Origin of the sequence: Bradyrhizobium pachyrhizi (assembly GCF_001189245.1) — a bacterium.
GTDB lineage: Bacteria > Pseudomonadota > Alphaproteobacteria > Rhizobiales > Xanthobacteraceae > Bradyrhizobium > Bradyrhizobium pachyrhizi.
On the sequence record NZ_LFIQ01000084.1, the window covers coordinates 155,928 to 167,420 of the forward strand.

Consider the following 11,493-nt stretch of genomic DNA (forward strand, 5'->3'; position numbering starts at 1 on the left):
CGAGCCAGTTGAGCGCCTCTCAGGTTGACATCACCAGGTAAAGGTCGCAGACGGTCGGGATTTCCTGCCCGAACCGATGGACCATCCGATGAATTCCGCTTCCCTCAAAGTCGCACTCGTGACCGGCGCCGCGCGTGGCATCGGGCTTGCCGCGGCGAAACGCTTTCTCGCCGACGGCTGGCGCGTCGCGCTGCTCGACATCGAGGGTGAATTGCTGCGCGCGGCAGTCGCGGCGCTGAAGCAGCCCGACGACACGCTGGCGCTGACCTGCGACGTATCGGACACCGCTGGCGTGGCAGCCGCGATCTCTGCGATCACGGACCGGTTCGGCCGGCTCGACGCGCTGGTCAACAATGCCGGCATTGCTGTGTTCACGCCGGTGCTGGAGACCTCGGACGCCGACTGGAGCCGGATCATGGCGGTCAACCTCACCGGCCCGTTCCTGTGCACCAAGGCGGCCGCGCCTGTGATGCGCGAGCATGGCGGCGGTGCGATCGTCAACATCACCTCGATTTCGGCGGTGCGCGCCTCGACGCTGCGCTCGGCCTACGGCACCAGCAAGGCCGGCCTCGCGCATCTCACCAAGCAGCTCGCGGTCGAGCTCGCCTCGCTCGGCATCCGCGTCAACGGCGTCGCGCCCGGGCCGGTCGATACCGCGATGGCCAAGGCTGTTCACACGCCGGAGATCCGCGCCGACTATCACGACGCCATCCCGCTCAACCGCTATGGGCTGGAGGAGGAGCTGGCGGAAGCGATCTTCTTCCTGTGCTCGGATCGCGCCAGCTACATCACCGGCCAGATCCTCGCCGTCGACGGCGGATTCGACGCCGCCGGCATCGGCCTGCCGACTCTGCGCGGCGCGCGGCGGAATGGGTAACGGTTGATCGGACGAACTAATGTCACCGCCGCGACGGGACTGCGCTCCCTCGCCCCGTTCTTACGGGGTCGAGACGAACGAAGCTCGCTCTTAGAGGGTCGGGGTGAGGGGCCCTCTCCCCGCGCTCAGTATCAGTTAGTCTCGCGGAGACTCCCCCTCACCCGGAACGCATCTGTCGATGCGTTCCGACCTCTCCCCGCATGCGGGGCGAGGTAAAGCAGAGTCACTGCGCTATCAGAGCTCGTTCACCGCGACCACGCGCCAGGCATTCGGCAGCCGGTCGATCCGCGTCAATGACAGCGGATCGATGACGAAGCGCAGCGCGAGCTCCGGCGCAAGCTCGAGCGCGATCGCAAGGATCGCGCGGATGGTGCCGGAATGCACGACCAGCACGACGTCGCCGGCCGGCAAGCGCGCGAGCCCTGCCCGTGCCCGCGCGATCTGATCGGCAAAGCTTTCGCCGCGCGGCGGCCGGTTGCTGCCCGGCGATTGCCAGAACGCGCGATAGGCCGCGCCGAGCTCGGCTTCGATCTCGCTGTGACGCCGGCCGGTCCAATCGCCAAAATCCTGCTCGCGAAAAGCGTCGTCCTCCGTTGCAGTCAGGCCGAGCTTTCCTGCGGTCTCGCGGGTGCGCCGCGCCGGACTGCAGACCGCGCGAGCGTGAGCCGGCAACCGCGCCTGCAACGACGCGAATGCCGCGGCATCGCTGAGGTCGGCGGGCGCATCCGGCGCGTGGATCACGCCGCGCGGACCGTCCACCGGCGCGTGACGGATCAGCCAGAGACGCGTTTCGCGATCCATGTTCCGCTCACACTTTCATTTCGACGCGTTTTCTTCACGCGAACCGGTCTCCACTTCGCTCGAACATGCTCTAACCTAGCCGCGCCGCGAGCAGCACCAGGATCGCGGTCTCCGCGACCTGCTCGACGCCGCCAAGCACATCGCCGGTCTGGCCGCCGATCTGCCGCTTTGCCACGAGCGCCATGACCAGCGCGCTCACAGCGGCCGCGATCGCCGCCAGCAGCGCGCTGCCGAACGGCAAGGCGAGGATTGCGATCAGCAGCGCGATGCCGGCCGCGACCACGGCAATTGTCCCATCAGGCCTTCCAGCATTGGCGGCGAGCCCGTCCTTGCGGGCGTAAGGCAGGCTGATCGCGATCCATGGCAGCACGCCGCGGCCCAGCGCGTGCGCCGCGATCAGGCTCTGCACCACGAGACCATTCGGAATTGCCGCGAGAGCCGCGAGCTTAGTGGCAAAGCTCACCACCAGCGCCAGCGCGCCGTAAGTGCCGAGCCGGCTGTCGCGCATGATCTCGAGCTTGGCCGCGACATCGCGGCCGCCGCCGAACCCGTCGGCGACATCGGCGAGCCCGTCCTCATGCAGCGCGCCGGTGAGCAGCGCACCGCCACCGAGCGCGAGCGCCGCGGCGGCGAGATCCGGCACACCGATCGCCCGCAGCAGCAGGCAAAACAGGCCGATCGCCGCCCCGATGGCGGCCCCGACCAGGGGAAACAGCCGCTGCGCCCGCGCAAAGCTCTCCGTCCGCGCGCCGTCTGGATGCGGCATCGGCAGGCGGGTCAGGAAGGCGGTCGCGGTCCGGAGATCGTCGAGCCATTGATTCATGGTGAAGGCCTGGAAATTGGGCTAAAGCGCGACGAGATCGGGCTCGATCTGATCGCGCTTCAGCTTCTTGTTAGGGCATGATCTCCGCGCAAATGCTACGCATTTGTCGCGAGGGAAAACCGCTTCACACGTTTCCGGATCATGCATTAGCTTGCGGCCCGCTCGACGAGGGAATCGCATGCAGTTCAGTACTCTAGACGACATCCGCGGCTTTTGTCGCGACCTGCCTCAGGGCGACGAGGCCAGTGCCGCGGCCGCCGCGCAGCGCCAGCAGAACCTGACCAAGCCGCCGGGAAGCCTCGGCCGCCTGGAGGAGGTTGCGATCTGGCTGGCGCGCTGGCAGCGATGTGAGATGCCCCGGCTCGACCACGTCACGATCGCCGTGTTCGCCGGCAATCACGGCATCGCCGAGCGCGGCGTTTCAGCCTATCCCTCCGAGGTCACCGCGCAGATGGTGGCGAACTTCGCCGCCGGCGGCGCAGCAATCAACCAGATCGCCAAGCTTGCCGGTGCGGAGCTGCGCGTCGAGCCGCTCGAGCTGGCGCGCCCGACCCGCGATTTCACGACCGGGCCGGCGATGGACGCCGCCGATTTCCTCGTCGCGCTTGATACCGGTTGGCGCACGGTGCCCGAGCAATGCGATTTGCTCGTGGTCGGCGAGATGGGCATCGCCAACACCACGGTCGCCGCGACGCTGTGCGCGGCATTGATGGGCGGGCGCGGCGTACGCTGGGCCGGCCGCGGCACCGGCGTCGACGATGCCGGGCTGATACGCAAGCGCACCACGATCGATGCGGCGCTCAAGCTGCATCGCGGCGTGATCGACGATCCGCTCGTCACCGCGATGTCGCTCGGCGGACGCGAGCTCGCGGCGATCGCGGGGGCTGTGCTGGCAGCGCGCGCACGCTGCATTCCGGTACTGCTCGACGGCTTCGTGGCGACAGCGGCGGTGCTGCCGCTGGCGCGGCTTGCGCCCGATAGCCTCGCGCATTGCCGCGCCGGGCATGTGTCGGCCGAGCTCGGCCACCGCGAATTGCTGCGCGAGCTCGAACTCGCCCCCTTGCTCGACCTTAACATGCGGCTCGGCGAAGGCTCCGGCGCGGGGGTTGCGATCCTGCTGTTGCGCGCGGCGCTCGCCTGTCATGGCGGCATGGCGACCTTTGCCGAGGCCGGCGTCTCCGGCGCGGGCTGAAGCCCTCGGGGTCGCCCGGCGGTTCCCTCAAAAAGCCGGTGCATACCGTCGGCACGAGCCGCAATCTTCGCGTGCGCAGCATGATCTTTGCGCTCTGGAGGTCTAACCTTGTCGGTGAAGCGCCGGCCGGCGCCTCAGCCGCGTTGCACCAGATACCGAGGAGAAATCACGTCATGTCGGGCGTCCTCATCAATCTGATCATTCAAGTCATCAGCGGAGCCGTCGGCGGCAATGTCGCTGCCGGAGCAGCCAAGCATCGATCTCGGCACGCTCGGAAACACCATCGCAGGCGCCATCGGTGGCGGCGCGGGCGGACAGCTTCTGGGCATGCTGATCCCGCTACTCGCCAATTCCGGCGCTGCGCCTGACATCGGCAGCATCATCGGTCAGGTCGCCGGCGGCGGCGTTGCCGGCGCAGTGCTCACTGCGATCGTTGGCGCGCTCAAGAATCGGGCGGCCTGAGCCACCTGCTGTCGCGACCGGGTCATCGGTCTTGACGATGCCCCATTCCGGCGCGAGCCTTGCGACTTCAGATGCGACAGCACCTCGGTCGCATCGTGGGCAGGGATTGCGCGCATGAAAATACTTGTCGCGGCGGTAGCTCTCTGCGCAACCGTCAGCTGCGCGCAGGCCGACGTTCGTATCCTCGCCAGCCCCGGCGGGCAGGTCGGCCCGTTCATCGAACTGTTCGACAAGGTGCGCGAATCGGGCGAACGCGTCGTGATCGACGGGCCCTGCCTGTCGGCCTGCACGCTGGTGCTCTCGATGGTGCCGAGCGACCGCATCTGCGTGACGCGGCGCGCCGTGCTCGGCTTTCACGCCGCCCGCTCGATCGACCGGCGCGGCCACACTTATGCCGAGCCGGAAGCGTCCGTGGCGGTGCTGCAAGCCTATCCGGCACCGGTGCGCGGCTGGATCGTCCGCCGCGGCGGCCTGACCTCGCGCCTGCTGCTGCTGCGCGGCCGCGAGCTCGCGGCGATCTATCCGCGGTGTAGGTAGCGGCGCCTTGACCAAACAACTGACGTAGTCCGACCCGTCATCCTGAGGTGCGAGCCCGCGGTGCACTTGCACCGCTGGGCGAGCCTCGAAGGATGCACGGCCACAGCCGAGCCGTCGAACCTTCGAGGGCCGCTGAAGAAGCGGCCACCTCAGCGACAACGGCGGAGCCGTTGCGCGGGGATGACTGTCCAACTACCGCGGCCTACATCCCCTGCGGGCAGTTCACCATCCAGGGGATGCCGAACTGATCGACGCACATGCCGAAGCCGTTGGAGAAGAACGTCTTGCCGAACGGCATCGTCACCGTGCCGCCGTCGGACAGCGCCTTGAAGCGGCGTTCCGCCTCCGCGGGATCCTCGACCTGCAACGCGACGTGGAAGCCCTGCGGCTTCTGGAAGTGGCCGGGCGGGGCGTCGGAGGCCATGATGATCTCGCCGTCGATCGTGAGGCGGGCGTGCATGATCTTGTCCTTCCAGCCGGGCGGCGTCTGCATCTCCGCACTGCCCTCGCCGTAGGGGAAGGTTTCCTCGATCCGGGCGCCGAGAACCTTCTCGTAGAATTTCAGCGCGGCGCCGCAATTGCCGTCGTAGGAGAGATAGGGGTTGACCTGCATCGCATGCTCCCTTGGGTCATTCGAGCCTCGTCCCGATCATATCGGAACGAGGGCTCCGGATTGTTATCTTGACGCGTTTTCCTGACACGAACCGGTAACCACCTCGTTCGAAAACGCGCTACTTTTCAGTCAGTTTCTTCAGATTGGCGAGACCGACCTCGAAATCCCTGCCGATCATGCGATCCAGGTTCATGAACACCTGCATCACCTTCGACATGAAGACGGCCGAACCATACATGGTCCATGTGACGGTGGTCGCATTTCCCTGCGGCAGCATTGTGAACTCGGCGGTGTTGTGGCCTTCGAACGGCTTGATGAAGTCGAGCTTGATGACGATCTTCGACGGCGCGGAGGATTGCAGGATCTCCATGCGGCCGGCGCCGACATTCTTGTTGCCGTTCCAGGCATAGGCCGCTCCCTGCCCGCGCCCGGCGCCGCCATAGATGCGCTTCATGGCCGGATCCCGGTTCTCGTAGGGCGACCAGAGCGTCCACTGATGGAGATCGTCGATCAACGGAAATATCCGCTCGGCCGGCGCGTTGACGCTGATCGCACGCGTGACGCGGAGCGTGCCCGGCTTGGTCGCCGCGAGGATGAGGATGACGGCGATCGCGACGCCGAGGACAATCGCGATGATGGCAACGATCTCCAACATGACAGTCTCCACAAGGATGAATTGAACAATAGTTCACCGGCGAAATGGAAGCATTGCGCGCAGATTGCCGTCGCGCAGATAGAGCCCGCCCCACAGCATCAGGCCGAGATAGAGCCCGAACAACGTGTGGGTGAACAGCGGGTTGCCGATCCGCACATGCGATGCGATCGCGCCGCCGAGATAGCCGGTGAGCAGGATGGCGCCGAGGATCGAGGTCGGCGGCACGGAGTAGAGCAGCGTGCAGACGATGGTGATGATGCCGAGGCTGCGCGCCAGCGCATCGCTCGCGCCGAAGCCCATCCTGTCCATGGTCTCGGTGACGACCGACAGCGGCACCAGCTTGACCGCGCCGTCGAACAGCAGGAACAGGACGACCACGCCGCTCATGACGCGGCCGGTGATGCGGGCGGGCTTTGAGACTTCGGTGTCGACGACCGTCGGCATGACAGGCTCCGTAACGCTTGGTGATGCTCTGCCATCAAGACGAACGGCGGAATGCGAGGCCGACAACCCCGGTGAAGATTTTTGGACGTCGTCGCGATGCACGGTCGAAGCTCCCGGTACGGGAGCTTGAATCACGGGCATCCGGCCAGATCCAATGAGGTTCGCCCCTTCAACGGGGCGGCCCCCGCGCCCTCAATCACCTTGCGTGAAGAAGGCATCCTCGCTGGGCAGCGACGGCGGTCCGTATGAAGCCCCCTTGACCGCCGCGAACGCATCGATAAGGAACAGGGACTTGGCGCTTTCCCTCGCGAGCTGCGTGATGCGGGACTGCAACTCCGCGACCTTCTGGGGATTGCTTTCGGCCAGATTGGTTTTTTCCGACGGGTCTTGCGGGATATTGTACAGCTCGATCGCCGAAGGAAGCGGCGTCCGCCAGATCAGCTTCCAGTCACCTGCGCGCACACCGCCGCGGAACGGCTCGATGTTGTACACCACCTCTTGCCGGGGCGAGGGGGCGCCTTTGCTGACGGTGGCCCAGACGTCCAGCCCATCGAGCGGCTTTCCCTTGCTTCCCTTGGCGAGGTCGGCGCCGGCGAGACCGGCGAGCGTCGGGAACATGTCGACGACGTGCATCATCTCCCTCACCTCGCCAGCTCTGATCTGCCCGGGCCAGTTCGCGAATGCGGCGACGCGCGTCCCGCCTTCGTACAACGCGCCCTTTCCGCCGCGGTAAGGACCGTTGTCGGCTGGCAGCTTCAGCTTCGACACGTCGGCATCCCCGGCAAGGAGCGCGGTCTGGTTGCCGCCGTTGTCGCTCATGAAGACGATCAAGGTGTTCTCGCGCATCCTCTTCCGTTCGAGCGCGGAGACCAGCTTGCCGATCTCGTCGTCCATGCACGTGATCATGGCGGCGTAGGTGCGCCTCGTTGGATCTTCGATATGCCGGTACCTGTCGATATATTCTTTGGGAGCCTGGTAAGGCGAGTGCGGAGCGGTAAAGGCCAAATAGAGAAACAACGGTGTCTTTGGATCATGGGCGTCGATTTGCGCGACTGCATCCGCACCCCACAATTGAGTGACGTAGCCCGGCTCATTCACCGGCTTGTCGTTGCGATACCAGTCGCGCACATTTGCCGATGAATGGGTGAAGTAATCGACCTCGCCCACCATCGATCCATAGTGGTAGTCGAACCCGCGTTGACGCGGCCAGAACTTGCGGTCGGCGTGCCCAAGGTGCCACTTTCCGACCATGGCCGTCCTGTAGCCTGCTTCCTTCAGCGCCTGCGGCAGCAGCCATTCATCTGTCGGCAATCCGTACTTGGCGGGCGTCGGAATGACCAGGGTTTGCAGGCCGTAGCGGCACGGATAACGGCCGGTCATCAATGCTGCCCGGGTGGGGGTGCACATCGGCTGGACGTAAAATTGCTCGAGCCGGGCCCCGTCCTGCGCAAGCTTGTCGATATTTGGGGTCTTGATGTCGGAGCCGTGAAATCCGACGTCCTTCCATCCGAGGTCGTCCGCGACGATGTAAACGATGTGCGGGCGCGGCGCGGTCGATTGCGCGGCGGCAGACCTGGGGTTCGCAGGCGCAATCGAGGCCAACGCAAGCATGGCCAGAACCGAGCTGCCGTTCAGCAGGAGATCGCGGCGATTCATTTGGCGATTGCCTTGCGCTGAATGCACCGATTCATCGAGCGGGCGATCAATCATTTCATTCTCCGAGCAATAGTTTTGTGTGCAATTCACGCAGGCTACTGCGGAGGCGCGCCGCAGGGAAGCAGACAATGGCGGCAGCCGGCGTCGTTTCGACGCCGGGCGGCAATCGGGGCTTCGAGGGAAGCGTCGCGTTCGAGGAGGAAGCGATACCGGCTCAGGGCCGCGCATGACGGCCGCGCGACGACTTGGACGATTATTTCCCCGCCTTCGCGCTGCGCGGCTGGCTGTCGCGCATCAGGCGGTCGATATGCATGCGGATGTGGGCGGCTTCGGCGGTGGTGTTGGCGAGCGCGATGGCGCGGTCGAAGGCGATGCGGGCCTCCTCGTTGCGGCCGAGCTGCATCAGGAAGGCGCCGCGGACGCCGAAATAATGGAAGTAGTTGGCAAGCCGCGGTGCCAAGGGCTCGATCATCTCGAGCGCGGCTTCCGGCCCCTTCACCTTGGAGACCGCAACGGCGCGGTTGAGCGTGATCACCGGCGACGGCTGCATGACCTCGAGCGCGCCGTACAGCAGATCGATCTGGGTCCAGTCGGTATCCTCGGGCTTTTCCGCGCGGGCATGCAGCGCTGCGATCGCCGCCTGCACCTGATACGGCCCGCTGCGGCGGTGGCGCATCGCCTTGTCGATCAGCGCGAGGCCCTCGGCGATCTGCTTCTGGTTCCACAGGCTGCGATCCTGGTCGTCGAGCAGGATCACCTCGCCGTCAGCATCGAAGCGCGCCTCGGCGCGGGCGTGCTGCAACAACAGCAGCGCGGTAAGCCCCATGATCTCCGGCTCGCTCTGGAACAGCCGCAGCAGCAGACGGGCGAGGCGGATCGCCTCCTCGCACAACGGCGCGCGGATTTCGGCGGTGTCGCCGCTCGCCGAATAGCCCTCGTTGAAGATCAGATAGATCATCGCCGCGACCGAGGCGAGCCGCTCGCTGCGCTCGACCGCGCCCGGCGTCTCGAACGGCACGTTGGCATCGGCGACGCGCGCCTTGGCCCGCGTGATGCGCTGCTCCATCGCGGCTTCCGAGACCAGGAAGGCGCGCGCGATCTGCTTCACCGTGAGACCTGAGACGATGCGCAGCGCGAGCGCGATCTGCTGCGTCGCCGGCAGATCCTTGTGACAGCAGATGAACAGCAGCCGCAGGATGTCGTCGCGGTAATGCGAGCCGTCGAGCCGCTCGGCGATCTCGTCCTCGGCGTCGTCGAGGTCGGAGATCGCCTGGTCGTCGTCGGGCAGCGGCTGCTGCTTCTTGTTGCGGCGGACCTCGTCGATCGCGACGTTGCGGCCGACCATGATCAGCCACGCCGCGGGATCGCGCGGCGGGCCGTTCTGCGGCCAGCTCTTGAGCGCCCGCAGGCAGGCGTTCTGGAATGCCTCCTCGGCGGTGTCGAGATTGCGGAAGTAGCGCAGCAATGCGCCGACCGCCTGGGGACGCGCGGACGTCAACGCAGCATCGATCCAGGCGGTGTCGGTCACGCTCACGCCTTGGTACCTCCCTGATTGAAGTAGCCGACCGGGCGGATCTCATAGGTGCCGCCGGGATTGGCCTCGCCGAGGTCGCGCGCGATGTCGAGCACCTCGTCGAGGTTCTTGCCCTCGACCAGATAGAAGCCGAGCAGCTGTTCCTTGGTTTCGGCGAACGGGCCGTCCAGCACCAGCGGCGGGTTTTCCTTGCGCAGCGTGGTCGCCGCGGTGGTCGGCAACAGCCGCGCCACCGGGCCGAGCTTGCCCTGCTTGGCGAGCTTGTCCTGCACAACGGACAGTTTCTGCATGACGGAGGCGTCGTGTTCCTTGCTCCAGGAGCCGACCATGTCTTCGTCATGATAGCAGAGGATGGCGTACAGCATCGAAAAGGCATCTCCGTTCATTGCAAGAACGAACGATTATGCCCGCTGCCGACAGGGGGCGCGAAAGAAATTTAGGTTCCGGGTGCCGACGGTGGATTTTGATCGGGACTTCATGGCGAGCTTCGACGAACGGGACGTTTGTCGCGGCGACGATGAACGTGCGGTTACCAATAGACGCCGTAGCGGGCGGCGATCCGGCGTGCCTTGGCTTCATCGCTCTCTCGATGGCGGATGTGGCTCCTCCCCACCGAACGGGACGCCTGCCGCCGCGGAGACTCCACGGGTTGCGCCTGAGCCTGCGATGAGGCCGGTTGGGCCTCGTTCTGCGTTGGAGCAACGGCCGGTTGAGCCTGAGCCGGCGTGTCAGCGTTTGCGAGCACGGGCGTGGACCGTGGCGACGGCGGAGCGGATGAAAGCCGACACCAGGATCAGTTTGCGCATGGAAGTTCTCCCCTGTTGATGGCAGGAGATAAGGAAGCGGGTCGGACCCGTTATGTGACTTAAATCACATAGACGTTGGAGGTATCGGGATGGGTAAGGGCGCGCTCGCGCTGCTGATCAATGGCGGCTCGGAAAACTGGTCGTCGGCGCGCTGGAAGGCGCGGTTCGACGCGGTCTGCCCGGATCGCCGCGTGGTGCTGCTGCCGGACGGCGCGCTCGATCCCGCCGAGGTGCACTACGCCGCGGTGTGGAAGCCGAAGCCGGGCGAACTCGCGGCATTCAAGAACCTGCGCGTCATCTTCAATCTCGGCGCCGGGGTCGACGCGCTGATGGCCGATCGCTCGCTGCCCGACGTGCCGCTGGTGCGGGTCGCGGTCTCCGATCTCACCGAGCGCATGACCGAATATGTCGTGCTGCACGTGCTGATGCATCACCGCCAGGAGCTCTATTTGCGCGAGTCGCAACGGGTGAAGCGCTGGGCGCCGGACTACCAGTGGGCGGCGAGCGCGATCACCGTCGGCGTCATGGGGCTCGGCACGCTCGGCGCCGCCTCGGCGCAGGCGCTGCGCGCGCTCGGCTTTCGCGTCGTCGGCTGGAGCCGCAGCGAGAAGCGCATCGACGGCATCGCCTGCTATCACAGCGCGGACGGGCTCGACGCATTCCTGCGCGAGACCAACATCCTGGTCTGCCTGCTGCCGCTGACGCCGGACACAAGGCACGTGCTCAACCGCGATGCGTTCGCGAAGCTGAACCGCGAGAGCCCGCTCGGCGCGCCCGTCATCATCAATGCCGGCCGCGGCGGCCTGCAGAACGAGGCCGACATCCTGCGCGCGCTCGATGACGGCACGCTGGGTGCCGCCTCGCTCGACGTCTTCGAGACCGAACCGCTGCCCGAGGCGAGTCCGTTCTGGAGCCACCCGAAGGTGGTGCTGACGCCGCACAACGCCGCCGACACCGACGCCGACGAGATCTCGAAATATGTCGCACAGCAGATCGCGCGCTTCGAGGCCGGCGGCGCGCTGGAGAACCTGGTCGACCGCAAGCGGGGGTATTGACACCTGCGTGTAGCCCGGATGCAGCGAAGCGAAATCCG

Annotated in this window: 13 protein-coding genes; 5 read left to right on the plus strand and 8 right to left on the minus strand. The window is 66.1% G+C overall.

Going from position 1 to position 11,493, the window contains the following annotated elements; translation table 11 throughout:
- Nucleotides 1-88 precede the first annotated feature (88 nt).
- Entirely contained in the window at nucleotides 89-877 is a 789-nt protein-coding gene (locus AKL29_RS19505) for an SDR family NAD(P)-dependent oxidoreductase (RefSeq protein ID WP_050385278.1), read from the plus strand.
- 234 nt (nucleotides 878-1,111) lie between these two features.
- Here the strand turns inward: AKL29_RS19505 and AKL29_RS19510 are convergent, their stop codons facing one another.
- Nucleotides 1,112-1,678, minus strand: a complete 567-nt coding sequence (locus AKL29_RS19510) for a histidine phosphatase family protein (protein WP_050385235.1) — start codon at nucleotides 1,676-1,678, stop codon at nucleotides 1,112-1,114.
- A 70-nt stretch (nucleotides 1,679-1,748) separates the two neighbouring features.
- Nucleotides 1,749-2,501, minus strand: a complete 753-nt coding sequence (gene cobS / locus AKL29_RS19515; protein ID WP_050385236.1) for an adenosylcobinamide-GDP ribazoletransferase — start codon at nucleotides 2,499-2,501, stop codon at nucleotides 1,749-1,751.
- 178 nt (nucleotides 2,502-2,679) lie between these two features.
- Between cobS and cobT the strand changes: the two genes are divergently transcribed.
- From cobT to AKL29_RS19530, 3 genes are all read left to right on the plus strand, one after another.
- On the plus strand, nucleotides 2,680-3,693 hold the full coding sequence (cobT, locus tag AKL29_RS19520) for a nicotinate-nucleotide--dimethylbenzimidazole phosphoribosyltransferase (protein WP_050385237.1): 1,014 nt from the start codon (nucleotides 2,680-2,682) through the stop codon (nucleotides 3,691-3,693).
- A 231-nt stretch (nucleotides 3,694-3,924) separates the two neighbouring features.
- Nucleotides 3,925-4,155 carry a hypothetical protein gene (locus tag AKL29_RS19525; RefSeq protein WP_410712141.1) on the plus strand — a complete coding sequence of 77 codons (231 nt, stop codon included), beginning with the start codon at nucleotides 3,925-3,927 and terminating at the stop codon, nucleotides 4,153-4,155.
- A gap of 114 nt (nucleotides 4,156-4,269) precedes the next feature.
- A complete protein-coding gene (locus AKL29_RS19530; protein ID WP_050385238.1) occupies nucleotides 4,270-4,692 on the plus strand; it encodes a S49 family peptidase domain-containing protein in 423 nt (140 codons plus the stop codon).
- 202 nt (nucleotides 4,693-4,894) lie between these two features.
- Here AKL29_RS19530 and AKL29_RS19535 read toward each other — a convergent pair whose 3' ends face one another.
- From AKL29_RS19535 to AKL29_RS19560, 6 genes are all read right to left on the minus strand, one after another.
- The gene (locus AKL29_RS19535) at nucleotides 4,895-5,305 is read right to left on the minus strand and encodes a VOC family protein (RefSeq protein ID WP_028332833.1); all 411 of its coding nucleotides are present in this window, start codon (nucleotides 5,303-5,305) and stop codon (nucleotides 4,895-4,897) included.
- A gap of 118 nt (nucleotides 5,306-5,423) precedes the next feature.
- The gene (locus AKL29_RS19540) at nucleotides 5,424-5,960 is read right to left on the minus strand and encodes an SRPBCC family protein (protein ID WP_050385239.1); all 537 of its coding nucleotides are present in this window, start codon (nucleotides 5,958-5,960) and stop codon (nucleotides 5,424-5,426) included.
- Between the two features lie 33 nt (nucleotides 5,961-5,993).
- Nucleotides 5,994-6,404, minus strand: coding sequence for a DoxX family protein (locus tag AKL29_RS19545; RefSeq protein WP_050385240.1), 411 nt, complete (start codon nucleotides 6,402-6,404; stop codon nucleotides 5,994-5,996).
- A 192-nt stretch (nucleotides 6,405-6,596) separates the two neighbouring features.
- The gene (locus tag AKL29_RS19550; protein WP_050385241.1) at nucleotides 6,597-8,114 is read right to left on the minus strand and encodes an arylsulfatase B; all 1,518 of its coding nucleotides are present in this window, start codon (nucleotides 8,112-8,114) and stop codon (nucleotides 6,597-6,599) included.
- A 199-nt stretch (nucleotides 8,115-8,313) separates the two neighbouring features.
- Nucleotides 8,314-9,594 carry an RNA polymerase sigma factor gene (locus AKL29_RS19555; protein ID WP_028332830.1) on the minus strand — a complete coding sequence of 427 codons (1,281 nt, stop codon included), beginning with the start codon at nucleotides 9,592-9,594 and terminating at the stop codon, nucleotides 8,314-8,316.
- Nucleotides 9,591-9,959, minus strand: a complete 369-nt coding sequence (locus tag AKL29_RS19560) for a YciI family protein (RefSeq protein ID WP_028332829.1) — start codon at nucleotides 9,957-9,959, stop codon at nucleotides 9,591-9,593. Before AKL29_RS19560 ends, AKL29_RS19555 begins: the two co-directional genes overlap by 4 nt.
- 530 nt (nucleotides 9,960-10,489) lie before the next feature.
- On the opposite strand from AKL29_RS19560, the gene AKL29_RS19565 reads away from it, so the two are divergent.
- Nucleotides 10,490-11,455, plus strand: coding sequence for a 2-hydroxyacid dehydrogenase (locus AKL29_RS19565; protein WP_028332828.1), 966 nt, complete (start codon nucleotides 10,490-10,492; stop codon nucleotides 11,453-11,455).
- The last annotated feature ends 38 nt before the right edge of the window (nucleotides 11,456-11,493 follow it).

Bases quoted from the DNA above. Each gene is read 5' to 3' on its own strand.
- AKL29_RS19510 (WP_050385235.1), bottom strand. From the start codon at position 1,678: ATGGATCGCGAAACGCGTCTCTGGCTGATCCGTCACGCGCCGGTGGAC.
- AKL29_RS19550 (WP_050385241.1), bottom strand. From the start codon at position 8,114: ATGATTGATCGCCCGCTCGATGAATCGGTGCATTCAGCGCAAGGCAAT.
- AKL29_RS19505 (WP_050385278.1), top strand. From the start codon at position 89: ATGAATTCCGCTTCCCTCAAAGTCGCACTCGTGACCGGCGCCGCGCGT.
- AKL29_RS19525 (WP_410712141.1), top strand. From the start codon at position 3,925: ATGTCGCTGCCGGAGCAGCCAAGCATCGATCTCGGCACGCTCGGAAAC.
- AKL29_RS19565 (WP_028332828.1), top strand. From the start codon at position 10,490: ATGGGTAAGGGCGCGCTCGCGCTGCTGATCAATGGCGGCTCGGAAAAC.
- cobS (WP_050385236.1), bottom strand. From the start codon at position 2,501: ATGAATCAATGGCTCGACGATCTCCGGACCGCGACCGCCTTCCTGACC.
- AKL29_RS19535 (WP_028332833.1), bottom strand. From the start codon at position 5,305: ATGCAGGTCAACCCCTATCTCTCCTACGACGGCAATTGCGGCGCCGCG.
- AKL29_RS19560 (WP_028332829.1), bottom strand. From the start codon at position 9,959: ATGCTGTACGCCATCCTCTGCTATCATGACGAAGACATGGTCGGCTCC.
- AKL29_RS19545 (WP_050385240.1), bottom strand. From the start codon at position 6,404: ATGCCGACGGTCGTCGACACCGAAGTCTCAAAGCCCGCCCGCATCACC.
- AKL29_RS19530 (WP_050385238.1), top strand. From the start codon at position 4,270: ATGAAAATACTTGTCGCGGCGGTAGCTCTCTGCGCAACCGTCAGCTGC.
- cobT (WP_050385237.1), top strand. From the start codon at position 2,680: ATGCAGTTCAGTACTCTAGACGACATCCGCGGCTTTTGTCGCGACCTG.
- AKL29_RS19540 (WP_050385239.1), bottom strand. From the start codon at position 5,960: ATGTTGGAGATCGTTGCCATCATCGCGATTGTCCTCGGCGTCGCGATC.